This window comes from Micavibrio sp. TMED2, from assembly GCA_002168225.1.
Classification (GTDB): Bacteria; Pseudomonadota; Alphaproteobacteria; order TMED2; family TMED2; genus TMED2.
Genome location: NHBH01000001.1, coordinates 898,834 through 924,634, shown reverse-complemented (window position 1 = coordinate 924,634; position 25,801 = coordinate 898,834). Strand labels below are relative to the sequence as shown.

Below are 25,801 nucleotides of genomic sequence, written 5' to 3'. Positions count from 1 at the left end.
AGCAGGCAAAACAGCAGGATTGCTAGCGGATATTCGGGTTGCTGTTCCACTCAATCCGGCCAACTTCAGCTTCCTGAGTGGCGGTCAGCGGACGTCCCGAACCGGGTGATTCATAACGCCCGACAAAGCCGTCGACATAGACGTTATGGGCAAGCCGGTCCATATCCCGGCGGAAATCACGGAACTCGACCTGAGCGGCGCGTCGGGCGCCCTGTTCATCGGTGCGGCGCAGAATGCCGTAACGGTTGCTGGTCTCGGCTACCTGACCAAGCGCGGCATAGGTCTTGGTCAACAGGGTGCGTTCATCATCGCTCATCGGCTGGCCGGTCTTGGCCTCGGCCTTCAGCACGCCATCAATCCGGGCGGCCAGCGCCTGTGCATCCTTGCCGTATTTAACCGGCTGTTCCTGACGGTCATAGCCGAGATGGTTGACGCCCTTGATATAGCCGACAGTCTCAAGCAGGACGTCGTCGCGCGCGGTCAGCGCGTCCTGACTGGAAAATCTACCGAATGCCATAGTATCCCCCTATTCGGCTGCAGTTTGCGGTACGGCAAACCGGCCGGTTTTCGGCATGGCGATCCGCCGACACCAATCGGCGACAGCCTCAATGCCTTCACGATCAATCAATGCATCGATCCTGTCAAATACCGCGAGCCAGACCGCACATAATTCCGTGCGGCCATAGGGGCTGCCGGTATGATGCACAGCCTCGGACATACAGCCGCCCTGACATGCCTCGAGGAACTTGCAGGACCGGCATTTGGCATCAAAATGGTCGCGCCGCTCTGCCAGTGCCTCCCAGACCTCGCGCTCGAACCGCTCCTCAATCGCATTGCCGAGCTTGTACTGCCCGCTATCGGCCATATCGAGGCAGACATAGAGGTCGCCATTAGGGTCGAGATTGAGCGAGACAAAGGCGCAGTTCTTCTGGAATGGACAGCCGAAGTTGGCCTTGTACAGCCCCTCGTCCCCGGCCCGCTCAGCGAGCCGCGTGGTCAGTAACTGGTAATGCGGCTGGATCATGGTAGTGCCACGCATGGCCCAGCGCTCGAACAGATCGACATAGAGTGCAGAGAGTTCGGGAATGGTCGCTGCCCCCACATCCTTGCCGCCATGAAACACCGCCCGATAGGTGAGGTCATAGCCCTCACGATCAGCGATTTCCAACTCGTCCATCGCATGCTCCACACCCGCCGCATCGACCACATAGATGGCCGGGGCGTTCAGGCCGCGACGACGCTTCAGTTCGGCCCGGCTCTTGTTCAGCATGGCGCGATACAGTTCCGGCGAGCCCTTGACAGTGCGCTGGGTGCCGTAATTGTCGACCGAGGTACTGAGCCGATGCCCGAACAGGGTCTGCAACGCTGCGATCTTGTCGGATTTGCCGATCAGATTGGTCTGGCAGCCATCGGTCACAACATCGAACATGCTGCCGAACCGGTCGCGGGCATAAAAAACAGAGCCGCGCAGCGTGGATTTTGGTACCAGCAGGATCTCGCCGCCGACATACTGGATCGAGAGATGCCCGCCCTGCCCCTGCTGCCAGCCCATGAGCGGCAGAACCTCGTCAGCGATGAAGTCCACCGCGCGGGCAAAATCGGGCGTGCGCATGTACTGATCAGGCGCTTCCTGCCATGACGAGCAATAGCTGCAATCGGCATTGCAGTGCTTGGTCATGCGTACATGCAGGGTAAAGCGTTCCATATAGTCCCGATATCCGGACCGTAATTCCGGTTTCAAAAATGCCGTCGGCTCAAGAATAACGCGTTTTGTATTATTTTTATACCTGTGCCGGGTTGTTGCGGAAATCGGTCACGAAAAATGTTACTATTTTCAAATATGACCAAAATAAGGCGAAACCAACGGTCGGGTGCCATCAAACGAAATACGTCAGGAAGTCATGAGTTCTAAAATACACACCAGACGTCATCGTTCCCGTTTCAGACAAGCCGGTCTGACCCTGACCGACACCATTCTGGCGCTGGTAATTGCCGGGTTGACCTTGGGCGGTGTCGGCATCTTGTTCCTGCGTGGTCTGACAGATACCAAAACCAATGTCGGTTATCAGCAATACATCGTCATGCAGAAATCCGTGCGCGAACTTTATAGCGGTCAGGCCGATTACAGCGGACTAACCAATACGCTGGTCTATAATTCCGGTTACGTCCCTTCCGATATCAAGGCCGATTCGATCGGGGAAATGCGCAATACCTGGGGCGGACTGGTCAACGTCGCGGTCAATGGCGGGAATACCGGACGGTTTGATATTTCCTTCGAGGAAGTACCGCGGGAAGCCTGTGTCCGTATCGTTTCATACACCGGCAATCAGAACGGCAGTACTGATGGTGTGGACAGCATTACCGTCACGGCCGATGGCGGCGATACGGTATTCGATACTTTTCCTACCAACATGGCCTCGGTCGTTGCCGCCTGCGATGATTCGAACGAGCAAAATATCCTGACCTGGACTGCCTACTGACCTCCTGCCACAGCACAAGACACAAAAAAGCGGCGGCATCATATGACACCACCGCTTTGTTTGATGTGTCGGCCTGACATCCAGCGGTCAGCCAACCTGCTCCATCGCTGGCTTTACTGGCTTACGGCTGCCAGTGGTTCCCGTGCGATGGAAAATCGTGCGGTACAGTTTGACCGCGTTGCCTCAGCGAGTTCACGCCATGTCTTGCGCGCCTGTTGGTAGCAGGAGAATGGTCCCAGAACCTGCCGGGTCTGCTCGATCAACTGCTCGAAGCGGGTATCGACATATTCACCGCCGACAATCCAGAAACGTTCGGTCATCTGATTAGTCTGTGCTTGCTGAATGTTCATGGTTTCTCTCCTTTATGCGCAAAAACGGGGTTTCCTGATCCCTTATTTTTTGGGGACCGGGGCGGATTGGGCCGCCCCGGCTCACGATTGCTGACCCTTAAAATTGTTCTGTTTCTGTAGAGTCAGCCATTGCCGTGGTTGAGCTTTCACCGGCAGAGATCGCCATACTGACGGCATCAAAGTAACCGGTGCCGACCTCACGTTGGTGACGGGTGGCGGTGTAGCCATCCTTCTCGGCCGCGAATTCAGCCTGCTGCAGCTCGGAATAGGCCGCCATGCCGCGCTCCTTGTAACCTTTGGCCAGTTGGAATGCCGCGTGGTTCAGGGCGTGGAAGCCAGCGAGGGTGACGAACTGGAACTTGTAGCCCATCGCACCCAGCTCACGCTGGTACTTCGCAATGGTGTCGTCATCCAGATTGGCCTTCCAGTTGAAGCTCGGCGAGCAGTTATAGGCGAGCATCTTGCCCGGGAACTTCTCGTGGATCGCCTCGGCGAACTTGCGGGCATCATCGAGGTTCGGCTTCGACGTCTCCCACCAGATCAGATCGGCATATTCGGCATAGGCCAGACCACGGGCGATACAGCGATCAACACCATCATCCGGGCTTGGCTTCAGGCGATAGAAGCCCTCAGCAGTGCGACCGGCCTCGAAATCGATGAACGGCGCATCACGCTCGTCATGATCGGAGGTGATCAGCTGGGCCGACTGGGCATCGGTGCGGGCCACCAGAATGGTCGAGGTGCCGCAGACATCAGCCGCCAGACGGGCCGCGTTCAGGGTACGGACAAAGGTTTTGGTCGGCACCAGAACCTTGCCGCCCAGATGGCCACATTTCTTCTCGGATGCCAGCTGGTCCTCGAAATGGACACCGGCGGCACCGGCCTTGATCATGCCCTTCATCAGTTCAAAGGCATTCAGCGGGCCACCGAAACCGGCTTCGGCATCGGCCACGATCGGGGCATACCAATGGGTCGGATCATCACCCTTGCCATCCATGCGCTCCATCTGGGCGATCTGGTCGGCACGTTGCAGGGCATTGTTGATGCGCTCAACCACCTGCGGCACGGAATTGGCCGGATACAGGCTCTGGTCGGGATACATCTGACCGGCGATATTGGCGTCAGCCGCAACCTGCCAACCGGACAGGTAGATCGCTTCCAGACCAGCCTTGACCGCCTGTACCGCCTGATTGCCGGTCAGCGCGCCCAGTGAATTGACATAAGGGCGGGTATGGAGCAATTCCCACAGACGGCGGGCGGTATGTTCGGCGATTGAATAGTCGATCTTCAGCGTGCCGCGCAGGCGTTCAACATCGCGCTCGGTATAGTCACGCTTTATACCGTCAAAGCGGCGCGCGTGGATATCAGCGGTATCGGTGGTTTGTCCTTGATCTAGCGGTGCCATGTGTCGAGACCTCTTCTCTGTTGGGTGTGGGGCTTTCCGGTTACGGTTATCTTCCGTGTCTTTCCGGTACCTGTTTGCAGCGCTCCCATCGCTGCGGTTGTTCGTTAGGAACAGGCTGACAAAGTAAATGCGGCAGCGCAATAATCGTTTCATAAAAAGAGGTTAGTATGTAAATTATTGTACGCGCTTTTTTGTTATATATGTAAATTTGTAAATTATTGCCCCTTTGAAAAGATTGGCAACCGACGGCATTCCGGTTGCCGTCAGTTGCCAAATTCCCTAGTATTCGCAGCGCCCCGACCACCGAATGGGCAAGCCTCCCGGATGACCACAGGCAATCATCGGTGGTTCACACTGCAGCGGAACACAGAATCATGGCCAGTGAAGTAAATGCCTTTGACCTCGGCACCACCACCAGTGATCACGCCTCATCATGCGGCTGTTTTACCTGCGCACAGGCGGCAGCTTCCGCCTTCGAGAACGCCGGTGATCGCGCAACTGTCGATCAGGATGGATATATCCGGGTAACCGGTGACCTTGTCATCGACAGCCTGATTGGCAGTGGTGAGAACCGCTGGAACACCAAGCTGCCCTATGGCAGCCCGGTTGAAATTACCTTCAGCTTCCGCACCGAAACCCCAGCCAATTACTTTGATACCATCTATGATTTCCAGCCATTCACGGCGGAAATGCAGGTGGCGGCACGCACCATTCTGGGCCAATACGCTGCTGCAACCGGGATCAGCTTTCGCGAAGTTGAATCCTATGTCGGCGGCCAGATACAACTCGGCATGTACTCCGGTCGTGGCGGCGTGCCGGCAGGCATCCCCAATGACGGGGAAGCGATCCCGCCCAGTGACTATATCGGTAATGCCGGCGGCGATGTCTGGATCAACTGGCAGCGGGCCGATGCTGGCGACCTCAACCCGACACCGGGCAATGGCGGCTATTTCCTGCTGACCCATGAGATCGGCCATGCGCTTGGCCTCAAGCATACCGGTTTCAACAGCGGATTTGATGCTGGCCCGTTCCTGCCAAACGAACTCGACAACACCGCCAATACAATCATGAGCTATAATGGCGGCGGTCCGGACAATGGCCCGCAATCATTTGACTACAGCGCCCTGCAATTCCTCTACGGCATCCCGGAGGCGGCAACCGCCGGCACGACCCACACCGTAATCATCGACGGCGTCAACAATTTCGAACTGGACCCATCCCTGTTCGGTGCGGTCGCCTCGACCTACGAGATTTACTATGAGGGCCAGGGCGGCGCACTGTTTACCGCCAGCAATGCCAATGAAATCATCCATGGCAGCAATGATGGCGACATCTTTGCGCGCGATAACATCTTCGGCAATGGCGGGCACGACACCATGTTCGGCCGCGATGGCGATGACGTTCTGTACGGTAATATCGGCCTTGATCTGATCAGCGGCGACAATGGCAATGACACGCTTTATGGCGGCAAGGATCAGGATATCGTCTACGGCAACATCGGCGACGATGTGATCTACGGCAATTTCTATAATGACGTGATCTTCGGCAACGACGGCAATGACACCCTCTATGGCGACCAGAACGAGGACATTATCCTCGGTCAGGCTGGCAATGACATGCTGTTCGGCAACCGCGGCAACGACACGATGAGCGGCGGCAGCGGTGCGGATATTTTCGTCGGCCGGGTTGGCGGCGGCATCGACACCATCGTCGATTTCAGCTTTGCCGAAGGGGACAGCCTCGACGTTATCATTTCCCAGATCGCCAGTATCGTTGATGACCCGCAGGGCAATGGTCTGGTGCAGTTCATCGATGGCGGCCTGCTGATCCTGCCCGGCGTGGCGGCTGGCGACATCAGCGCCAGTATCGGGCTGGTCTAGCCGTTGGTCAGCACGGGAACGGTTATCTGATGGACGGTAAAGCCATGCTCGGTCACAAGGTCCGGCGCCTGCGTCGCGACCTTGCCCTGACTCAGGCCCAGATGGCGGAGGACCTTGGCATCTCGGCCAGCTATCTGAACCTGATCGAACATAACCAACGACCGGTTACCGTGCCGATCCTGCTCAAGCTGGCACAGATGTTCGAGATCGACATTCAGGCTTTTGCCGAGGATGACGAGGCACGGGTCAAGGCCGAGCTGACCGAGGTATTCGCCGATCCCCTGTTCGAGAATGAGGAAATCAAGGGCACTGATCTGCGCGAGTTGGCCAATATCTCACCCAATCTCGCACGCGGCATCCAGACGCTGTACAAGGCCTATCGCGGCACCAGACAGGATCTGGAAACCCTCGCCGAACGGGTGGCCGATCAGGACCAGCTGCAGAATCTGGACATGCAGGTGTTTCCGGTCGAGGAAGTGCGCGACTTCTTTGAATCCAGCCATAACTATTTCGCCGATCTCGAAACTGCAGCGGAAACCCTCTGGGCTGATGCCGAACTCAATCCCGACCACCTGTATCGCGGCCTGACCGATTACCTTGAGACTGCCCTGTCGATCCGGGTCAAGGTCATGCCCCTCGATGTGATGGGATCATTGCAGCGCCGCTTCGATCGCCATGCCAGGCGGGTGCTGCTGTCGGAAATGCTGCCACAGACCGCCCGCAACTTCCAGATAGCCTCACAGATTGGCTATCTGACCCAGAGCGAGGTGATCAACGAGATCGTCACCAAAGCCGGGTTCAGCAATGATGATGCCCGCCGCCTCGCCCGCCTCGGACTGGTCAATTATTTCGCCGGGGCCGTGCTGATGCCCTATCAGCGGTTTCTCGAAGCAGCGAAAAAGCTGCGGTATGACATTGATGTGCTATCCCACCGGTTCCATGCCAGTATCGAGCAGGTCTGCCACCGGCTAACCACCCTGCAGCGTCCCGGGGCGAAGGGGATTCCGTTCTTCCTGATCCGTGTCGACAAGGCGGGCAATGTCTCCAAACGCTACAGCGCTGGCACCATGCATTTTGCCCGCTATGGCGGCGCCTGCCCGCGCTGGGCGGTACATGATGCCCTGCGCCAGCCCGACCGCTTCCTGACCCAGTTTGGCGAGATGCCCGACGGTGCGCGCTATTTCAGCATTGCCTGCCAGATCGGCAAACCGAGCTTCGGTCACCACCTGCCCGCCAATGAATATGCCCTCGGCATGGGCTGCGATATCAGCCACGCCAAGGACCTGATCTATGCCGATGGTGTCAATCTGGGCAAGGAGGCAAAGCCGGTGCCGATCGGCGTCAACTGTCGGTTGTGCCCACGCCTCGACTGCAACCAGCGGGCCTTTCCGCCGCTGAACCACCGCCTGCATATCGAAGACCATTTGCGCGGTCAGTCACCCTATGCCTTCTCCCCCGTGCTGGAGAGCTAGGGTATCGAATCCTCATTACATTTCCCCGGCAATCAAAATGCTGCTAGCATTCCGGTTCACACGGGGGCGTATCCACGCCTTTAGGCCGCATCACAAAAACAGCAAAAACTTGCGCATCATATACCCATTACCACTTGGCACTTTCTATGATTGAGGTTGTATTACAAGAAGCCGGCCCCGCAATGGTGGTTGGCGAGGCCGAGGACCTGGAAAATATCGCCTTCCTCAAGGTGGCTGATGACGGCGAGACCGTGATCATGGAAACCACCGATATGCAGGAGAAACCGCTCGGGAAACTGAGCGAACGGGCGATAAAGGGCTTGGGCAGTACCGACGCGGTCATCGTGGCGGCATTGTTCAAAAACACCCTGTCCTGGGCCAAAGAGGTGGATTTTGGCAGCTTCAACAGGCCGCCCAGGGATATGCGGGAGATGGAAATATCCATGCTCGCCGAAGCAATATCCCGGAGCGGGTTCTATGCGGAGCCGGCCATTGCCCCGGAAACAGGGCGAAACAACAGGGGCAGCGGGCGCAAGGAACGACAAGGTCGGTAACACAGCGCTGGCAATAGGGATTACAAGGGTAACAGGATATCAATATGAAAACGGCACTTCCAAAACTCCGCAGACTTGGCCTTGCAGTAGGCAGCACGGCACTGATTGCTCTTGCAACAGCCGGTTGCGCCTCGATACCCGGTGAGCGCACCCCGGTTGGCTTTGATGTTCGCGGTGGCACACCGGTAGTTGCCGGAGCACAGAACCCTACACTGCCAACGATCAATCCGCGTGACACCAAATGGGGTCGCGGCCTGTTCGGCACCGTCAATCCCGGCGCACGGGTAGGTCGCCGACTGCATTCCCAACATCTGATAGGCCAACTGCCATTCGGTCTGGAATATGACCGGGAATCCTTACGTGTTGCAGCACAGGACAAGTTGAGCGCAGCCCGGCTGACCGAACGACGTGAAAGCTGGATGGATGTTGTTACCGGCAACAACAATGCCTTCCGCGCCGGTCGTGGTCAGGCCCTGATGGTTGGTATTGATCCACATGACCCGATCAATGGTGCCCGCGACTTTGCCGAACAATATCATCGTCTCTGGAACTATGTTTCCACCGGCACCACGGAAGAGCGCACCCAACGTGCCGAAATCATGCTGCAATCATATCGCGACACCATGGCGGCCCGTCAGAATACCGCCATGCTGCTGCAGGTCGAACAGCGCCTCGAACACTTCCAGGACTATGCCCAGCTTGAACTGGGACGCCGGGTTCTGGGCGATGTGCTGATCCGTGCCGGGGTCTTTACCGAGCGTGAGATCAGATCCGACACGGCCCCAACCTATGGCTTCCTCAACGCAACCGCCATTGGCGCAGTGGCGTATGAAGGTGCCCAGTTCGGCCCGCAACAGGTTCTACTCGCGGATGACCGTTCGCAATCAGCCTATTTCCGCGACGCTGATCCGATGACACAGGTTGAGAACCGTTATGTCCGTGATTCCTACAATCACATTCGACGCGATGCCGATCAGTACAACCGCATTCGCGCGGAAGCGGCCCGTCGCGGCATCACCAGCGCACCACCGATGCGAGCCCTTCGATAAACAAAAGCCATTTTGCCGCAAATCAGCCAGCCAGGGTTTTCGGCTGGCTTTTTTGTTGCGCACCATCACCGCTACCGGTGCCGTTGCCAACCGTCATCCGGTTGGCATCATGCTGCTGCGGATGGAAATTCAGTCGTGCCACCTGTGACATGGCACCCGGCCACTGATCCCACGCCCAGGCACGATAGCTGCGCGGCGGCATGGCGAGAGCAAAATTCTCGGTATCCAGCGTCAGGTTGGGGCTGTAGGTCGGATCGACCAGCAGTTGCTCGCCCCAACGGTCGGTCAGATATTTCATCTCCGACTGGAAACGCTTCAGCTTCTCCGGCGTATCCTCGAAGCCGCGGCTGATCGATTCCAGATGATAGAGCGCAGCATAGGGCGTGAAGATGTTGCGGTACCCGGCCTCACGCACGCGCAGGCAGAAATCCACATCGTTGAAGGCCACCTTCAGCCCCTCATCCAGTCCGCCGACCTCATCATAAACCGATTTCCGGATCAGCAGACAGGCCGCCGTGACTGCCGAGAGTTCCTGCGCCAGCACCAGACGACCGAAATAGCCGGGGGATACGCGCGGATAGTATTTGTGGCTGTGACCGGCAATGCCGCCAAGGCCGATAATCACGCCGCCATGCTGAACCTGATCGTTGCTGTAATAGAGCTTGGCACCGACACAGCCGACATCGGGACGCAGGGCCTGAGAGACCATCTCCGTCAGCCAGCCGCTGTCGATCACCTCGGTATCATTGTTGATCAGTCCGACAACAGAGCCCTTCGCCTGCGCTGCCGCGAAATTGTTGATGGCGGAGAAATTGAACGGCTGTTCATAGCGCAGCACCCGGACCCGCGGGTCATGGCCGATGCTGGCGAAATAGGCCAGTGTCTCCGGCTCCTCGCTGTTGTTATCGACCAGCAGGATTTCCAGATTATCGTAATCGGTGCGCTCAAGAATGCCCTCGATACAGCCGCGGGTCAGCTTCAACTGGTCCTTGGTCGGCACGATGAGCGAGACCAGCGGCGGCTTTTTCGGCAGGGCGTATTGTACGCGGTAATAGCCGTCGAGACCGAATTCCTCGGCCCCCGGCCCAACCGTGACCTCAATCCCGCGGCGCTCGAAATGCTCGGCCAGCGCGCGTTCACCGGCACTGGCGGCATCGCTCTTGGTGCCGATCTCGGTCGCAGCCGACCCGGCAATCGCCCGCCAGTGATACAGGATCAGCGGCACATGAATGATGCGATCATCACTTGTTTGCTCGATTGCACGCAGTAGCAGGTCATAATCCTGACTGCCGTCGAACCCGGTACGCCACTGCCCCGCTGCCTCGATCAGGGACTTGCGGATGACCGTCAAGTGGTTGAGGTAGTTCTGGCCATAGAACAGGTCACGGTTCCAGGCCGGTTTGAAATAGGGTGAATAGCGGCGGTTCTCCTCATCCACCTTGTCCTCGTCACTGTAGAGGATATCGGCGTCCGGAAACTCACCCAGCGCCAGCGCCATCATCAGCAAGGCATGGGGACGCAGCAGATCGTCATGATCCATCAGGGCGATGAAGTCACCGCTGGCCAGCGCAAAGGCATCATTGGTGGCCCCGGCGATATTCTGGTTATGCACATTGATCTGGACCTTGATCCGCGGGTCCGCATCCGCAACCTGCCGCAGCAGATCAACCACCGCCTGATCATTGCCGCCATCATCGACGATACAGAGCTGCCAGTTGTCATAAATCTGGTCGCGCACCGACTGGATCGCCTGAGTCAGTACATCGATCGGCGTTTTGTAGACCGGCATCAGGATCGAGATTGTCGGCTTGCTATCGAGGCCATCCCTAATCTCGGCGAGGCGGGCCAGATCACTGTCGGCCAGCTTGTCGAAATGCTTGACCCAATCACCGAAATCCGCGCTCGAGGCTGGGGCTGGGATACCGGCAAGGCGGTGACGCACCGCCCGGTAAATCGCCCGGAAATCGCCCTTTGACAGGGCCGAGGCCAGACGCACCCCAAGATAGCGATAGTAGGGCAGCTTCTCATGCCGCCAGGCATTGAAATCACGTAAGGGGGCGGTGATCTTCCAACTGCGCGAAGACAGCACCAGATTGAGCTGGTGACGGAGCTCAGCAATTTCCTGCGCCCGCTCTTTCAGAATATCGCTCTGATCGGAAATGGTGCCGCTCAGGCCATGGATATGTTCGCGCAGCTCGTCGCGTTCGCTTTCCCGCGCCCGGACCATCTTGTCATATTCAGCCACTTGCTCACGCTTGCCATCCTCCTGCTCGAGCAGTTCCCGGTCACGCTTGCCGATCTCGGTACGCAACGCCACTTCCAGCTGGCTGGCATGGGTAGCGCGGATCAGCGCATCGATATGGGCAATTGCCTGCTCATTGAGGATGGCAGGCACCGTATCGAGCGGATCGAGGAAGGACGCGGCACGCTGCAGGATGGCGTCATCGACCGAACCACCCTTCGCGGCCAGCAGGGCCTCGTAAAGTTCAACACAACAGGCGGCGAGATCGTTCGGGATATCCTGTGCCGTGTTATGGCGCAGATCGGCAGAGATGAACTCAGCCACCTGATCCCTGATTGCCTTGGGCTTGATCGGCCAGACGAGATCAAGCTGGCTGGCGATTTCCGCCATTTCCGTCTGCCAATCGGCCAGCATACGGTCATAATCGGTGAGCGCGCGCTTCAGCCCCCGGCTGTCGCGTTCGGATTCTACCGTGTAGCGGAGCCAGAGCGACAGCGCCGTGTTCAACCCCATGCCGTCACGCTTTACCAGTGACCCGGCCACCGCCATCGGGTGCCGGAGCGCCAGCACCACCATCGGCTCAATCGACTGTTCCGCTGCAACCTGACGCCACAGGGGCAGAACCCGGCAGACTTTCGGGTCCTTGACCACCGCGAGGTCACCGGAGAACTCACCAGTCAGGATCGCGCCCAGCGCACCCCCGGCATTTGCCGCCGCCTCGGTCTCAAGCCAGTCTTCGGGCAGAGACGGCAAGGAATTCCAGGCCATGCCATAGGTCTGGAACAGTGCCGCATGAACATCGAATGATGCCTGATTCTCCCAATAGCCCTTGGGATTATCGGGGGTTGCCGGCATCAGATCGCCGCCAATATCCGCACCCAGCAGATTGCACAGCCGGGTCACGACAGACGTGCCCGAGCGGTGCATACCGGCAATGAGAATAAGGCTTTGAATGCTCATCTTGTTTTCTTCAACACACTAGGTAACAGCCTTGATGACCGTAAAGCGCGGAACAGGCTGGCTTCCGGTCACGTCATGGGATAGTCAGACCACAAGCCGGAACCGGCCATCCCTGTCAGACGGGCTTGGTAACGTTTTTATCCGGCGAAAGCCAGTATCAGTAACAGCCACACCAACAACCACATCCTGCAGCCGATGAATACCCCCCAGCCGCATCACATCAACGCATCTGCAAACGGCAATCCGGCCCCCGTGGTCATTGGCGCCACCGGCGGTTCGGGCACACGGGCCTTTCACGGCGTACTGCAGGGGCTCGGCCTGTTTATGGGCGTGCGGCTGAACGGTGCCGGTGATGCCATGGATTTCGAGCCGTTTCTCGATAAATGGATCAATCCGCTGATCGGTATGGACAACCGCCTCGACTATACCCTGTCAAAAGCCGGTTTCTGGCGACGCTGGTGCATCCGGCGCGATTTTGACAAGGCGTTCCGGGTATTTACCGCCGACCGGCCAGCGCATGGCCCATGGGGTTGGAAAAATCCACGCTCGATGTATGTGCTGCCGGTAATCGCCGACCGGGTACCAGATTTCCGGTTCCTGCATGTGGTCCGGGACGGGCGCGACATGGCGCTGTCTGATAACCAGAACCAGCGCCGCAAGCATTTTCAGGCCCTGTTCGGCCCACAGAGCAGTGACCGTGACAGTCCTGCCGCATCGGCGACATTATGGTCGATGGCCAACCTGCAGGCTGCCGACTGGGGCGAATCTGTGCTGCAAGAGCGTTATTTGCGGATCCGGCTGGAGGATATCTGCGCCGAACCGGAACGCCATGTTGCCGCAATAGCCCGCTGGCTCGGCCTGCCTGACACTCCCGGTTTTGCTGAAAAAGTAACGGTTGCCGCCCGAACCATCCGGGCACCCTCATCGCTCGGTCGCTGGCGGCAGGCAGAGGAGAAAGATCGGCAGATGATTGAGGATGCGGCCCGCGAAGCCCTTGGCAGATTTGGTTATCTTGATTAGCGCCCGCTCATACCATGAGCTTGACGAACACGTCATACGCATGCCTACATATGCATTGTTTCCTCTGACAGGCATTGGGCCTTTGTGTAATAGGTCACTGTCTCGGGATAAAAGCACTAATCTGTTAAAAACATTCCTCAAAAATTCCGTAAACCCGTATAGTTGAGGCTTCACATCGTTATTCTCCAACGTTCAGGCATGTGACACTCTATGACGCCGCACGAGCTTCTAGACATTCTCCAAAAGCATAATCGGTGGTTGAACCAGAAGGCGGGCGGCGCACGCGCCAACCTCTCATTCGAGACGCTTGAGGGTTCCTCGCTGTCCAAGGTCAACCTGAAGCAGGCCAAGATGTCGGGTGCCAACCTGTCAAATTGCGATCTGACCGGTGCCAATCTGTCTGAAGTCGACCTGTTTGCCGCCAATCTGTCAGGCGCCAACCTGACCAATGCCGATTTGACCAATGCCGATCTGCGTGGTTGTGACCTCAATGGCGCGATCCTCAAGGGCGCGATCATGAAGGGCGTGGACCTGCGCGGTGGTGCCCTGTTCGGTACCAAGCGCAAGACCGATGGCTCGGTCCGTCCATCCGACCTGACCAATGCCGATATGGACGAGGTGACCCTCACCCGGGCGAATGTCTCCGGTGCCAATCTGGCAAATGTCAGTATGGTCGGTGCCACCTGTGAGGGTGCCAAGATGGACGGCGTCAACCTGACCGGTGCCAATCTGGCCGATGCCAGCTTTGATGGCGTCGATATGAAGGGCGCCAACCTGTCCAACGCCACCCTCAAGGGTGCCAAGATGGGCAAGGCCAATCTGACCGGCGTCGACATCACCGGTGCGAAGATTGATGGCGCGCATCTGGACGGTGCCAATCTGACCGGCGTCGACCTCAGCCTTGCGGCCAGCGATGCCACCGATGCCCAGAACATGAGTCGCGGGCTGGCGGAAGACCCACGGGTTACCAAAATTGTCCGCGATCACGTGGAAGCACATATCCTCTGGCTGCAGACCAACGGTGCCAAGGGTTCCCGCTGTGACCTGCGCGGTGAGGATCTGGTCGGGCTGGACCTGTCCGGCGTCAACCTCTCCGGTGCCAATCTCGCCGGGGCCGACATGACCGATGCCAATCTCGAAGGCTCGGAAATGCAGATGGCTGATCTGTCGAATGCCAAGCTGATCAATGCCAATCTGCGCGGTGCCAATCTGAGCGGCATCAATCTGCGTGAAGGTGATCTGACCAATGCCGATCTGACCGATGCCAATGTTTCCGGCGTCGATCTGAAAACCCCGAATGGCAAGTCGACCGGCCGTATCTGGGCCGCCAACCTGTCCTCGGCCAAGCTGTCAGGTGCCAAAATGATCCGCACCCGGTTGAGCGGGACCAATCTCGCCCGTGCCGATCTGAGCGGGGCCGACCTGTCAGAAGCCGATCTGCGCGGCGTCAATCTCGACAACACTACCCTTGATGATGCCAATATGGACGGCGTCGTTCGGGCATAACCATAAGAATAACAATAAATCCCCGGAGCCCGTGCCATGCGAAATGTAACCGTTGCCGCAACCCAGATGGCGTGCAGCTGGGACACCGCGGCCAATCTCGACCACGCCGAGCAGCTGGTACGTGATGCCGCAAAGGACGGCGCACAGATCATCCTGCTGCAGGAACTGTTCGAGACCCCGTATTTCTGTCAGGACCAGAAGCCAGAGTATTTCGGCCTCGCCCGTCCGGTAGACAACAATCCGGTGCTGGACCGCTTTGCCGCACTGGCAAAGGAACTGGAGGTGGTCCTGCCGATCAGCTTTTTCGAGCGTGGCGGTCAGGCATTCTTCAATTCCATGGTGGTATTCGATGCCGATGGTTCGCTGGTCGATACCTATCGCAAAATGCACATCCCCGACGGGCCGGGCTATCAGGAGAAATTCTACTTCAATCCCGGCGATCAGGGGTTCAAAACCTTCAAGACCCGCTATGCCGAGATCGGCGTCGCCATCTGCTGGGACCAGTGGTTCCCGGAATGCGCCCGTGCCATGGTGCTCCAGGGCGCTGAAATCCTGTTCTACCCGACCGCCATCGGTTCGGAGCCACAGGACCCGACACTGGACAGCCGCGAACACTGGATGCGGGTTATGCAGGGCCATGCCGGAGCCAATCTGACCCCGCTCGTCGCCTCCAACCGGATCGGCACCGAACCGGGCGATAACAGTGAAATCACCTTCTACGGCACCAGCTTCATTGCCGGACCGCAGGGCGAAATCCTGCAGCAGGCCAGCCGCGACAAGCAGGAAATCCTGATCCAGAGCTTTGATCTCGACGCCATCCGGGCACAACGGGCGAGCTGGGGCGTATTCCGCGATCGTCGTCCGGAGTTCTATCTGCCAATTCTGAGCCTTGATGGTCAGCGCGGTCGATAACGGCACAACAATGCTTGCCCTGTCGACTGTTGCGGTTTAGGCAACTTCCCCTAAAATGAACCGATAATTTTCGGGGGGAAATTTCGTGATTGCCAAAACGCTGCCAGATGGCCCGCGCCATCGGCATGTCATCCGCCATATTGGCCGGACAGCTCTTGCCATGGCGTTTGCTGTCGGCATGCTTACCACCAGCGCTCATGCCGCCCCGTTGAAACAGCGCCCAAGCAGCGCTCAAACCCGGACCGAACACCCGATAGCCGCGGATTATTCCGCCCGCGCAGGCAGCCGTTTGACTATATTCGGCGACCGTTTCCGCGCCAGCCTTGCCAGGGACAGCAACACGGAACAACCCGAACCCCTCGGCCAGATCGGCGATGACTATATCATCGGTGCCGGTGACCGGCTGGTGGTCCGCCTGCGCGGATCACGCAACGAGACAACCGAACTGACCATCGACCGCAGTGGTCGGATCGCGCTCGACGAGCTCAACCCGATCATGGCTGCGGGCCTCAGCCTAGGGGAATTGCGCGATACCCTGCAGGATGCGGTGAGCAGCCAGTTTCTCGACACCCGTGCCTTTGTCACCATCGACGGCATACGGCAGATTTCAGTGACCGTGACCGGCGCGGTGCCGTTTCCCGGTCCGCTACAGATCAGCAGCCTCGCTACCCCGCTTGATGCCCTGAAGGCTGCGGGCGGCATTGATCCCATGGGCAGCCTGCGCGCCGTCATACTTGGCAGCGAGGGCGGCAATCGCAGCGTCATTGATCTTTATGACCTGCTGCTCGGCAGCAACCCGGCGGCGAACCGTGTCACCCTGCATGCTGGCGACCGTATTCATGTGCCGCCGATTGGCAGCACCATCGCCATTGCCGGGGCGGTAAAACGTCCGGGCGTATTCGAGCTGTCGCCGGGCAAAACTACCATCAGCCTTGAAGAGGCGATCCTGTTCAGCGGCGGCCCCCTGCGTCCCGGTGCCCATGATATCACCCTGTCCCGGCTCGGAGCCGATGGCCTCGACCAGCATCAGCAGCTTGGTGGCAACGACAAGCCGATGCTGGAGAATGGCGACCTGCTGATCTGGCAGACGCCGCAGGCCGTACCACAGGGCCGGATTACCCTCTCAGGCCATACCGGTCGACCCGGTATCGTGACACTGGATCATGCCTTCTCACTCGCCCGGCTGCTGCGCCAGCCCGGCGTCATCCTGCCAGATAATTACAGCTGGCTCGGTCTGATCGCCCGTCGCGCCGATCCCACCGGTCAGGTCACCTATATCAGCTTTGCCCCACAGGCCGTGATCGAGGGCACGCGGGATCGCCGCCTGCAGGACCGGGATGAAGTCATCCTGTTCCCTGCCGAACTGTTCCCGCTGGCGGCACCTATCCTACCCAAGGATGAGATAGTCATAGCCGAGACTGACACAGAGGATACCGGGGAACTGCCCTTGCCACTTGATGATCTGCGCGCCCTGATCGGCAGTCTGGAACTCGATATTGGCGGCACGGTGCAACAGCCCGGTCGCTACCCGGTTGCCGACAGCCTGAGCGCCGAACAGGCGCTGGCACTGGCCGGTGGCGTACAGCCCGGCGTCGATGTGGAAACCATCGCCCACAGCCGCTACCAGCAGGGTGCCATGATCAGCCGGGCAGACATTCCCGCCGACCGGCTTGGCAATGTCATGGTCAGTGCCGGGGACGTGCTGCATGTGGATGGTGACCGTCAGGCCCTCGCCCGCGCGGTCGAAATCACCGGTGCGGTCTTGCGGCCCGGTCGCTATGCGGTACAGGCCGGTGACCGACTGTCCGACCTGATTACACGGGCGGGCGGGTTGACCGAACAGGCATTCCCGGAAGGTGCGATCTTTACCCGACAGAGCGAAAAAAGGCTGGAGAAACAACGCATCCTGCAAGCGGCACAGGAATTGGATCAGGTGGTTGCCACTATGCTGACCCGGGATGACAAGCCGGACCGCGACCTGATCGAGATGAGCCGCAAGCTGTCCGAGGAATTGCGCACTGCCCTGCCGCTCGGCCGGATAACGGTGGAGGCCGATCCGCTGACCCTCGCCAACAATCCGGCACAGGATCTGTTGTTGCAGGATGGCGATACCGTCTATTTCCCGGAACGTACGCTGACCGTACGTGTCTCCGGCGAAGTGCTGTCACCAGCAGCGTTACAGTTTATCAGCGGCAAGGATGTGGCCAGCTATCTGAAGGAAGCAGGCGGTTTCACTGCCCTTGCCGACAAGGCACGTACATTTGTCGTCACACCCGATGGCAGCGCCCGACCGCTCAAGGTCTCGGCCTGGAACTATGATCCGATCACGGTCCTGCCCGGTTCGACCATTGTTGCTCCGCGTGATCCCAAGCCGTTTGATGCCATCGAACTGACCGCAAATATCGGCAATATCCTGAGCCAGATCGCAGTCACCGCCGCCTCCATCGCGGTCATCACCGATAATGACGACTGATCCCGAGCCGCTGTTGTCGATCATCACGGTTACTGATGATCCGAGTGGTGCCGACTTTGGCATAACCCGTGACAGCCTGCAGGCAATCGGCGCTGTGCCGGAAGTCGAATGGCTGGTTGTGCCCGCCGAGCCATCGGCCATGACAGGCCCGGTAAACGCGCGCATCCTGCCGCCCTGCAATGACGGTATCTATCCGGCCATGAATGCCGGGCTTGATGCCGCGAAAGGCACTTATGTCTGGTTCCTGAATGGCGGTGATCAACTGGCCGGGCAGGATGCCCTGACTGCCGTACTAGCGGCATGCCGGGATGGACAGGCCGATTTCATCTATGGCGACACGCTGGTTGTGCGTAATGGCTTGCCCGAACCGGTCTTGAAAACAGCCCGCGATCACAGGGACTGGCACAAGGGCATGTTTGCCCATCATCAGGCCATGATCTATCGCCGTGCCAGGATCGGCGAACAGCGCTTCGACAACCGCTACAGCATCGCCAGCGACTATCATTTCACCATCCGGCACCTGCTGACCGCGGAGCATGTTATCCGGCTTGACCTGCCGCTCTGTCGATATGCCGAGGGCGGGTTATCCGAACAGCATATGGCGCTTGGCGCACGAGAACAGGCCCGGATCAGGCGGCATGACTTTGCGGTTGATCCATGGACGAACCTTCGGGTGCTGCTGTGGCAGCATGGCAGTCGCCGTCTGCGTTGCTGGGCACCGTCGCTGTGGTTCCGGCTGCGGCATCGCTGGACCGGCTAGCCACCTGCTTGTGGCGTCTGACGGCTCTATCAATCTCCCGATAATACCATGCCCGCGCGCAGGCATAGGACAGACCGATACGCCCGTCGAGGAAGCCCAGGCACAGGACATAACTGTCGATGAATGCCGCGAGTGGTCGCAACGGCGTGTGGTCGAGCAATGACTTGGCCCAGCGTCGTGACCAGTGCTCATGACGGCGACTGTCAGTCAGGGCACCGCGCAAGCGCATCATCGCCGCCCAGTCGGCATAATTCAGATGCCGCGCCCGCCAATCGGCGTCCGGCTTCAGATCATGGTGCAGAAGTGGTGCAGACAAATAGCCGATAGCGCCATCAACAATCGGCTGATAATGGCCCTCAACCTCCCAGCCACCGGCGCTGTCGAGGTCATCAACCACCGGAAACCGTGCGCTGCCGGTCCGAAACAGCGACAGCTTGCGATGGCGGCGGCCATACTGCATCACCTGACCGCGATGACCGACCCGCGCCTGCAGGTAATAGCCGCTCGGCCCCTCGGCGCGGTTCAGCACATCGCAAAACTGATCGAGCAGCGCTGGCGTCAACTGTTCATCGGCATCAAGGAACAGGGTCCATGGCTGCGAGATCGGCAGGTGATCGAGGCACCATTGCTTCTTTTTCGGATAGCGCCCGTCCCAGACAAAACTGACCAGCCTTGCCCCGTATGAGCGGGCAATGGCACAGGTCTCATCAGTGCTGTCGCTGTCGACGACGAAAACCTCTGCCGCCGACCGAGAGGATGTCAGACAGGACGCCAGACAATGGGGCAGGTTAATCGCCTCATTCCGGGTCATGATGATAATGGAGAGCGGCAGGGCGTCAGGCATTGTCGGCCTCCCTGCGCCGGTTGGCCAGCGCCACGGCACAACCAATGCCGAGGCAGGCTCCGGCGAGCAGGGCCAGTCCGGCCACGGGCAATGGTGCAGGCCAGTCAGGCATGCGCAAGGCCGATGGCGGTTCGATAATGTCGGCGGCAAAGGGCAGGTCGACGGCTAACATCATGGCGATCTGCAACTGCTCGGTCAGCAGGCGGTTCATGGCTTCCCGATGGCTGGCCAGTTGCGCCTGTTCCATCTGTTCGCTCAGATGCGCGATCTGGGTTTCGACCCGCCGTTGCGCCTCTTGCCGCAACCCGGCATCGGTGAGGCGCAACAGCCGCGTGACCAGCTCCAGCGCCACAGACCGGTCAGGATGGCGCAGGCTGACCCGATACATGGCGCTCTCACCGATGCGCCGGATCGCCAGATGATCGCTGAGCCAGTCGGCCAGATATTCGCCGTCATCATTGATCATGGCCCGGAAGCTGGCTTGTCCGCTTGCCGTGGCTTCCGCGCCCTGACTGCCGCGCAGCAACCCGGCCAGTACCGCCTCTACCGAGCGATCGGGTACGGCCCATTGCTCACGCGCCGGTTGCCACAAGCCGAGGCTGACCCGGCGCATGAAGGCTTCATCCGCCATGATCTGTCGCGCGGTTGCCGGGGCATCGAGCGTCTGGCGGAAATGCTCGAAATCGGAGACCAGCTCATCGGCGCGATGCTCCAGCGGTGTGGTAATCTCCCCCGGTGTTGCCAGCTGCGGCACCCGCAATCCCATACCAACCAGCCCCGATTGCGCGGTCGGGCCGATGATCGCTGTGGCGGTATATTCCGGTACCGTCATCCGCAGCCAGATCACCGCCAGACACAGGCCGATCAGGGCACCAATCACAGCGGCAAGGCCAAGGCGCTTCGCTGATGGAATATACAGTTCCGTCCCGGCAGCAGATGCCGGACCTGTACCACCACCGGTTGCCGTGGATGCGGCATCGGACTGTAGGGGTGGGTTATCGAGCATCGCGCAGCCCCATGCCCATGACCGGATCACAGTCACTGCCCGCAACCGGATGCGGTGTGCGATCCGATACCGCCACCATCGCCCGGCTGGCAATCAGGGCGGCAAGCCGTTCGGCAGGATGGCGGGCAAACAATTCTTCAGCGTAACGACCGGCATTCCCGGCCATAGTCTCAAGGCGTTCCGGCTCAGTGGACAGCACCTGCACCCACTGGAGCAGCCCTGTCGTGTCGCCCGCCGGAACCACATGGCCGAGGTCATGATCGGTGATCATCCGGGCCAGCTCGGTATCCGGTCCGCCAAGCAGGAGGACAGGCCGCCCCACATGCAGGCTGGCCATGGATTTGCACGGCATGATCGTGCCACTCGCGGATGGTTTGATCGACACCACATGGATATGCGCATTCTGCAGATGTTCGCCAAGCTCGGCCTCCGGCACCAGCCGGGTTATCCTGATGCCGTCGAGCAGGTCACTGCCCGCATATTGCCGCCGCAAGCGCTGCTCGCCCCGTTCTGATAGAGCCAGATGCACATCCACGGGCGTGACTGATTGTGCCCAGACACGATGCGCCCGCAGCAGGTCACCAAGGTCATGACCGATGCCGTAATGACCGGAATAGAGCAGGCGCAGAGGCTTTGATGATGGCAGCGGACGGGCAGGTTCCAATACCCGTTCCGGCCAGTTGGGCATGACCGTTACCGCGATATCCGGATTCTGGCGCAACAGCTGTTGCCGCAGACATGCCGATGGCACCACAACCCAGTCACAGCGCCGGACCAGCCAGCGGTGCAGTGGCCGCATCAGCCGCACCGGTATCCGCTGCAACTGCCACGGTGCCTGCATGGCATTGATGACATCGGGATAGATGTCATGGCACCAGTACATGACCGGCACCCGGCGGATCATACCCAGCAACAGGGCCGTGAACAGCACCATTGGCGGGTCGGACAATACGACAATGTAATCAGGTTTCTGACGTTGGAAAAGCGCGCGCAGCAACAGTTTCGGGTGAGCCAGAAACCGGCTGAAGATTGATGGGTCAGAAGCGTTCCCAGAAACCGCTGAAACAGCATCGGCCTGAAGCCCGGTAGCATCCAGCTCCGCCGCCAGATCGGCAAGCAGTCTTGCTGTTGGCACCCGTGCCTCATAGCCATAAAACCGATTGATCAGCAGTATGTTTGCAGATCGCTGATCCACAGTAACCGCAGGTATTGCGCCTGCCATGACCCCTCCCCCGACATGCGCAAATTGTCATACTGGCAAGTCACCGACAATCATACGCTTATATTCACAGTAAGGGGTTGGATGCCACTTGTCACCGCCAAGGAATAATTGCGCGCGATACTATTTCATCGAGTTTCGCTTATCAGTATGGTGATCGGTTGAGAGTTGGGGTAGGATGTTGTTGCATCGCAGTATGCGGCTACATGTACCGAAACATCCAACTGGACCTGCTATTGTTTGTTATATGCCTGCATAGTCATCGCATTCACACAACGAACTCCGGGCTTACCAGCCATCTGATACCTCTGGAGACAGGCGCCGCATTGTCGCTGAATATCACAGACGCGCAGGTACTGCCCCATGCGTGACAAATACCTACGATATACGCTGGAATCCGGCAGTACCCGCATTTTCAACTGTCTCGCGGTTACCCAATCCATTCTGGCAACACAGGCCGAAGAACAGGCAAGCGAACCACTCGCCATCAATGCCACCGACGGGCAGCCGGATGTCGCCACCCTGGCAACCAGACCCGCCCCGCTGTTTTTTGAAAATCTCGGGCTGAACTATACGATCTTCATCAAGGACATGAACCCCGCCTATTCCCATGGCGACGAGGACAGTCCGGAAAAGCCGATCGGCATGAAGATCTATGTGCCCTTCGATACCGACAATGTCTATGCCGGGGGCAAGTCGATCTTTGCCAGCGACCGGGGGTTCCGCAATGCGATTACCGAGGTGATCGGCGAAGGCAATCACATCCGACCGGAATCCATTGCCCGCGACCTGCGCCTGATTGAAATCCTCGACAGCATGCCGGCACTTGACCCGTTTCTGGTCCGGGACATGATGATTTCCCATGGCATCGAGATTGATGAGCGTTATTTCCAGATCAATGACGTGGAATGGAACCGGATTCAGGACCATATCCGCCAGCGCATCCGCCCCATGGTGTCACTGGCACTGCCTGACGGCATTCTGCATTCAGAAGAACGCATGTCAGAGATGATCGATGCGATCTGGAAAGCATCTGACATGCGCAAGCTGCAGCCGCTGATCAAGGCGTTCCTGCTGCCGGTGGAACAGACCGCCGAGATTTTCTATGCCTGGAAGGGCGTCGCGTTCTTCGAGTATCACTATATGCAACTCTCGGAACCGGCGATCGAGTTTGCCAAATGGCTGCAGAGCAGCGCCATACCGACCCACTCGATCACATCACCGGAACAGGAGGAGCTGGACCGGCTCCGCAGTTCGGTGCGGGCGAAGTTGAAAGCCCACTGGAACCGGGCGACCGGCATTTTGAAAGATTACAACTATTCCTATGAACGGCTGTTCAAGGAACAGGGCAGTGCGGTCGACTTCATGCGCTTCATGGGCGCGGCACCGGAGCATTTCTGGCATCTGGGCGACGCGATCATCCGCCTGCAGCACGCTGTCGAAACCTGGGAAAAGATGACCGGACTGACGCCGGAGCGGCGGCTGGAATTTGAAAACCTCAGGATGACCCTGCTGGTAATGGAAGATCTGCTCTAGGCGGTAATGCCAACGCCAGCGGCATCGCCCTTACAGCGCTGAATGCGCAGCGCCAGACCAGCAGCAACAGCAGCCCATATCCGAGATATTTATAGCTGGTATAGAACAGCAGACCGGTCAACAGCGGTGGCAGACAGGCAACCAGCACCAGCCGGATGCCCGCATCGCCGATACGCCAGCCCCTGAACGCCGCAGCAAGTGTCGCCACCAGATAGCACAGCAGACACAACAGGCCGAGCAAGCCTGCCTTGAGTAGCATATAACCGCCCAGCCCGTGCACATAGCCGACCCAGTAATCCCCCACCGCCGGTGAGGCATAATGGGCACCCCAGCCCTGCCCGAGGAAGAGGTCATCAAGCCGCCAGACAATATCCGACCAGATCGCCGCCCATTCATCGAGCCGCGCATTGTCCCCAACGAGCCGTGATTTCTCCACCAGCGCCGGCATGATCGCCAGAACGGTATCGGTATTGATCAGCAGGATAAGCAACAATCCGGCTGAAACCACGATCAGCCGCAGCATGGCGCGCTGTCCCCGGTGACAGGCCAATCGCACCAGCAGGGCATAACCGGCAAGAACAGCGAGCAGGCACAGGCCTAGTGGCGCGCGCTGTGCCGCGGTCGCCATGGCCATCCAGCAAGGGACAGCCGCCGCAATCATCGTAACACTGCAGGCAATGGCGCGGAACCTGCCCGGCATCTCGACGAGCCGGAGGGCAATCGCCAGCCCCAGCAGCAGGCCATAACAGGCACCGAAGCTGACCAGCGGCGAATTGGCGAGATAATCCAGACCCAGCGGATGGGTCACCCGACCCCAGAGCACCAGCGGCAGATCGGTGCCCATCAGGAAACGACAGGCAAAGGCTGTACCGGCAAGGGCGAACAGTGCCGCCAGCATTGCCGGACGGACCGATTGCAATCGCTCGACCGGCACCAGTACCGCCAGAAACAGGAAACCGAGCGGGATAATATCGCGCAGCATATCGGTGGCAGGCCAACCGGCCATCATCCCGCGGATCAGGCCCAGCCAGAACAACAGTAGAAATGCCGCCCCGCCGAGACGCACCCACCAGACATGATGCTGATCGGCAAGCATCGCACCACTGACGCAAAGCATCGCCGCACGGCCACCGACCAGAACCAGCAGACACAGACCGATCATGGTTTCCGGCAGGGTGATTGTATCCGGGGCAGGTTGTGACCAGAGCGCATGAATACCGACAATCATGGCCGGCAACGCGCTTGCCGCCATGGCTGTCAGCTGTTCACGCTGCAGGATCATCCGGTAACCAGCTTGTAGATCATGCGGATCGCGACAATCAGCAGAAAGAAGCTGAACGCCTGTTTCAACCGCTGGGTCGGCAGTACATGGGCCAGATGCGCGCCCCATGGTGCGGCCAGCATGGTCAGCGGGACGATCAGGGCAAAACCGACCAGATTGACATAGCCGATTGACCCGACCGGCAGCCCCTCGGCACCGAAACCGTTGGCGGCAAAGCTGCAGGCACCGAAAATGGCGATCACCAGACCGATTGCCGAGGAAGTACCGACAGCAACCCGTGGCGGCACGGCGCACATGACCATGGTTGGCACTGACAATGTGCCGCCACCGATACCCATGAGGGAGGAAATAATGCCAATAACGGAACCGATACCGGCACTGCCAACCGGTCCCGGCACGCCCTGACGCAGCACCTTATGCTCCGGTGAAAAGGCCATATGGGCCGCGACAAACAACGCGAGGAAGGCAAACAGCCCGGTCAGCCCCTCGGATGGCAAATATCTGGCAATCACGCCACCAACAATGGCACCGATTGCAATCCATGGCGCCCAGAGCTTAACAATCGTGAAATCGACACTGCCGCGCTTTTTATGCGCCCGGATCGACGACAGCGAGGTGGCAATAATGGTAGCCAGCGAGGTACCGACGGCGCAGTGCATGCGCACCTCATCATCGACACCGATAACGCCGAACAGCTCAAACAGCACCGGCACCAGTACGATGCCGCCGCCAACACCGAGCAGCCCGGCCAGAACACCGGCGAACAGGCCAGCACCAATCAGCCCCGAGACGAGGAGCACAAGAGTTTGGGTATCGAGTTCCATGAGAAAATCGCAACAATACGGATCGGA

At 59.1% G+C, this 25,801-nt stretch carries 22 protein-coding genes; 10 read left to right on the top strand and 12 right to left on the bottom strand.

Annotated features, from left to right (window positions below):
* Positions 1–22: 22 nt before the first annotated feature.
* Together CBB62_04345 and CBB62_04340 are read right to left on the bottom strand one after the other, a co-directional pair.
* A complete protein-coding gene (locus tag CBB62_04345) occupies positions 23–517 on the bottom strand; it encodes a hypothetical protein (GenBank protein OUT41569.1) in 495 nt (164 codons plus the stop codon).
* A 9-nt stretch (positions 518–526) separates the two neighbouring features.
* Positions 527–1,705 (bottom strand): hypothetical protein, encoded by a 1,179-nt coding sequence (locus tag CBB62_04340; protein OUT41568.1) that lies wholly within the window; start codon positions 1,703–1,705, stop codon positions 527–529.
* A 196-nt stretch (positions 1,706–1,901) separates the two neighbouring features.
* On the opposite strand from CBB62_04340, the gene CBB62_04335 reads away from it, so the two are divergent.
* Positions 1,902–2,480 carry a hypothetical protein gene (locus tag CBB62_04335; GenBank protein ID OUT41567.1) on the top strand — a complete coding sequence of 193 codons (579 nt, stop codon included), beginning with the start codon at positions 1,902–1,904 and terminating at the stop codon, positions 2,478–2,480.
* A gap of 113 nt (positions 2,481–2,593) precedes the next feature.
* Here CBB62_04335 and CBB62_04330 read toward each other — a convergent pair whose 3' ends face one another.
* Positions 2,594–2,800, bottom strand: a complete 207-nt coding sequence (locus CBB62_04330; GenBank protein OUT42641.1) for a hypothetical protein — start codon at positions 2,798–2,800, stop codon at positions 2,594–2,596.
* Positions 2,801–2,927: 127 nt separating this feature from the next.
* A complete protein-coding gene (locus tag CBB62_04325) occupies positions 2,928–4,235 on the bottom strand; it encodes an isocitrate lyase (GenBank protein OUT41566.1) in 1,308 nt (435 codons plus the stop codon).
* Between the two features lie 374 nt (positions 4,236–4,609).
* On the opposite strand from CBB62_04325, the gene CBB62_04320 reads away from it, so the two are divergent.
* The 4 genes from CBB62_04320 to CBB62_04305 all read left to right on the top strand — a co-directional run bounded on the left by CBB62_04320 (position 4,610) and on the right by CBB62_04305 (position 9,190).
* Complete coding sequence (locus CBB62_04320) at positions 4,610–6,115, top strand: hypothetical protein (GenBank protein OUT41565.1); 1,506 nt, start codon at positions 4,610–4,612, stop codon at positions 6,113–6,115.
* A gap of 29 nt (positions 6,116–6,144) precedes the next feature.
* Complete coding sequence (locus CBB62_04315; protein OUT41564.1) at positions 6,145–7,587, top strand: XRE family transcriptional regulator; 1,443 nt, start codon at positions 6,145–6,147, stop codon at positions 7,585–7,587.
* A 146-nt stretch (positions 7,588–7,733) separates the two neighbouring features.
* Positions 7,734–8,141: a hypothetical protein gene (locus CBB62_04310; GenBank protein OUT41563.1), complete on the top strand. Its 408-nt coding sequence runs from the start codon at positions 7,734–7,736 to the stop codon at positions 8,139–8,141.
* Positions 8,142–8,185: 44 nt separating this feature from the next.
* The gene (locus CBB62_04305; protein ID OUT41562.1) at positions 8,186–9,190 is read left to right on the top strand and encodes a hypothetical protein; all 1,005 of its coding nucleotides are present in this window, start codon (positions 8,186–8,188) and stop codon (positions 9,188–9,190) included.
* 22 nt (positions 9,191–9,212) lie between these two features.
* Here CBB62_04305 and CBB62_04300 read toward each other — a convergent pair whose 3' ends face one another.
* A complete protein-coding gene (locus tag CBB62_04300) occupies positions 9,213–12,392 on the bottom strand; it encodes a hypothetical protein (protein OUT41561.1) in 3,180 nt (1,059 codons plus the stop codon).
* Positions 12,393–12,587: 195 nt separating this feature from the next.
* Here CBB62_04300 and CBB62_04295 point away from each other — a divergent pair, with 195 nt between their 5' ends.
* The 4 genes from CBB62_04295 to CBB62_04280 all read left to right on the top strand — a co-directional run bounded on the left by CBB62_04295 (position 12,588) and on the right by CBB62_04280 (position 18,303).
* A complete protein-coding gene (locus CBB62_04295) occupies positions 12,588–13,412 on the top strand; it encodes a hypothetical protein (GenBank protein ID OUT41560.1) in 825 nt (274 codons plus the stop codon).
* Positions 13,413–13,622: 210 nt separating this feature from the next.
* Positions 13,623–14,918, top strand: coding sequence for a hypothetical protein (locus CBB62_04290; GenBank protein OUT41559.1), 1,296 nt, complete (start codon positions 13,623–13,625; stop codon positions 14,916–14,918).
* 36 nt (positions 14,919–14,954) lie between these two features.
* Positions 14,955–15,830 carry an N-carbamoylputrescine amidase gene (locus CBB62_04285; GenBank protein OUT41558.1) on the top strand — a complete coding sequence of 292 codons (876 nt, stop codon included), beginning with the start codon at positions 14,955–14,957 and terminating at the stop codon, positions 15,828–15,830.
* Between the two features lie 85 nt (positions 15,831–15,915).
* The gene (locus tag CBB62_04280) at positions 15,916–18,303 is read left to right on the top strand and encodes a hypothetical protein (protein OUT41557.1); all 2,388 of its coding nucleotides are present in this window, start codon (positions 15,916–15,918) and stop codon (positions 18,301–18,303) included.
* On the opposite strand, the gene CBB62_04275 is transcribed toward CBB62_04280, so the two are convergent.
* From CBB62_04275 to CBB62_04255, 5 genes are all read right to left on the bottom strand, one after another.
* Complete coding sequence (locus CBB62_04275) at positions 18,284–18,565, bottom strand: hypothetical protein (protein ID OUT41556.1); 282 nt, start codon at positions 18,563–18,565, stop codon at positions 18,284–18,286. The genes CBB62_04280 and CBB62_04275 overlap by 20 nt on opposite strands.
* Before the next feature lie 30 nt (positions 18,566–18,595).
* On the bottom strand, positions 18,596–18,841 hold the full coding sequence (locus tag CBB62_04270; GenBank protein ID OUT41555.1) for a hypothetical protein: 246 nt from the start codon (positions 18,839–18,841) through the stop codon (positions 18,596–18,598).
* A gap of 91 nt (positions 18,842–18,932) precedes the next feature.
* Positions 18,933–19,907, bottom strand: coding sequence for a hypothetical protein (locus CBB62_04265; GenBank protein OUT41554.1), 975 nt, complete (start codon positions 19,905–19,907; stop codon positions 18,933–18,935).
* Complete coding sequence (locus CBB62_04260) at positions 19,900–20,913, bottom strand: hypothetical protein (GenBank protein OUT41553.1); 1,014 nt, start codon at positions 20,911–20,913, stop codon at positions 19,900–19,902. Before CBB62_04260 ends, CBB62_04265 begins: the two co-directional genes overlap by 8 nt.
* On the bottom strand, positions 20,903–22,135 hold the full coding sequence (locus CBB62_04255) for a hypothetical protein (protein OUT41552.1): 1,233 nt from the start codon (positions 22,133–22,135) through the stop codon (positions 20,903–20,905). Before CBB62_04255 ends, CBB62_04260 begins: the two co-directional genes overlap by 11 nt.
* A 360-nt stretch (positions 22,136–22,495) precedes the next feature.
* Here CBB62_04255 and CBB62_04250 point away from each other — a divergent pair, with 360 nt between their 5' ends.
* On the top strand, positions 22,496–23,668 hold the full coding sequence (locus CBB62_04250) for a hypothetical protein (GenBank protein OUT41551.1): 1,173 nt from the start codon (positions 22,496–22,498) through the stop codon (positions 23,666–23,668).
* Here the strand turns inward: CBB62_04250 and CBB62_04245 are convergent.
* Together CBB62_04245 and CBB62_04240 are read right to left on the bottom strand one after the other, a co-directional pair.
* A complete protein-coding gene (locus CBB62_04245) occupies positions 23,631–24,950 on the bottom strand; it encodes a hypothetical protein (protein ID OUT41550.1) in 1,320 nt (439 codons plus the stop codon). The genes CBB62_04250 and CBB62_04245 overlap by 38 nt on opposite strands.
* The gene (locus CBB62_04240) at positions 24,947–25,774 is read right to left on the bottom strand and encodes a hypothetical protein (GenBank protein ID OUT41549.1); all 828 of its coding nucleotides are present in this window, start codon (positions 25,772–25,774) and stop codon (positions 24,947–24,949) included. The genes CBB62_04245 and CBB62_04240 overlap by 4 nt, the downstream gene beginning before the upstream one ends.
* Positions 25,775–25,801: the final 27 nt, after the last annotated feature.

Excerpts from the sequence above, each read along its gene's own strand:
- CBB62_04255 (OUT41552.1), bottom strand. The coding sequence starts at position 22,135 with ATGGCAGGCGCAATACCTGCGGTTACTGTGGATCAGCGATCTGCAAAC.
- CBB62_04310 (OUT41563.1), top strand. The coding sequence starts at position 7,734 with ATGATTGAGGTTGTATTACAAGAAGCCGGCCCCGCAATGGTGGTTGGC.
- CBB62_04330 (OUT42641.1), bottom strand. The coding sequence starts at position 2,800 with ATGACCGAACGTTTCTGGATTGTCGGCGGTGAATATGTCGATACCCGC.
- CBB62_04305 (OUT41562.1), top strand. The coding sequence starts at position 8,186 with ATGAAAACGGCACTTCCAAAACTCCGCAGACTTGGCCTTGCAGTAGGC.
- CBB62_04335 (OUT41567.1), top strand. The coding sequence starts at position 1,902 with ATGAGTTCTAAAATACACACCAGACGTCATCGTTCCCGTTTCAGACAA.
- CBB62_04270 (OUT41555.1), bottom strand. The coding sequence starts at position 18,841 with ATGCTCCGCGGTCAGCAGGTGCCGGATGGTGAAATGATAGTCGCTGGC.
- CBB62_04250 (OUT41551.1), top strand. The coding sequence starts at position 22,496 with ATGCGTGACAAATACCTACGATATACGCTGGAATCCGGCAGTACCCGC.
- CBB62_04340 (OUT41568.1), bottom strand. The coding sequence starts at position 1,705 with ATGGAACGCTTTACCCTGCATGTACGCATGACCAAGCACTGCAATGCC.
- CBB62_04285 (OUT41558.1), top strand. The coding sequence starts at position 14,955 with ATGCGAAATGTAACCGTTGCCGCAACCCAGATGGCGTGCAGCTGGGAC.
- CBB62_04290 (OUT41559.1), top strand. The coding sequence starts at position 13,623 with ATGACGCCGCACGAGCTTCTAGACATTCTCCAAAAGCATAATCGGTGG.
- CBB62_04260 (OUT41553.1), bottom strand. The coding sequence starts at position 20,913 with ATGCTCGATAACCCACCCCTACAGTCCGATGCCGCATCCACGGCAACC.
- CBB62_04325 (OUT41566.1), bottom strand. The coding sequence starts at position 4,235 with ATGGCACCGCTAGATCAAGGACAAACCACCGATACCGCTGATATCCAC.
- CBB62_04240 (OUT41549.1), bottom strand. The coding sequence starts at position 25,774 with ATGGAACTCGATACCCAAACTCTTGTGCTCCTCGTCTCGGGGCTGATT.
- CBB62_04320 (OUT41565.1), top strand. The coding sequence starts at position 4,610 with ATGGCCAGTGAAGTAAATGCCTTTGACCTCGGCACCACCACCAGTGAT.
- CBB62_04300 (OUT41561.1), bottom strand. The coding sequence starts at position 12,392 with ATGAGCATTCAAAGCCTTATTCTCATTGCCGGTATGCACCGCTCGGGC.
- CBB62_04265 (OUT41554.1), bottom strand. The coding sequence starts at position 19,907 with ATGCCTGACGCCCTGCCGCTCTCCATTATCATCATGACCCGGAATGAG.
- CBB62_04295 (OUT41560.1), top strand. The coding sequence starts at position 12,588 with ATGAATACCCCCCAGCCGCATCACATCAACGCATCTGCAAACGGCAAT.
- CBB62_04245 (OUT41550.1), bottom strand. The coding sequence starts at position 24,950 with ATGATCCTGCAGCGTGAACAGCTGACAGCCATGGCGGCAAGCGCGTTG.
- CBB62_04345 (OUT41569.1), bottom strand. The coding sequence starts at position 517 with ATGGCATTCGGTAGATTTTCCAGTCAGGACGCGCTGACCGCGCGCGAC.
- CBB62_04315 (OUT41564.1), top strand. The coding sequence starts at position 6,145 with ATGGACGGTAAAGCCATGCTCGGTCACAAGGTCCGGCGCCTGCGTCGC.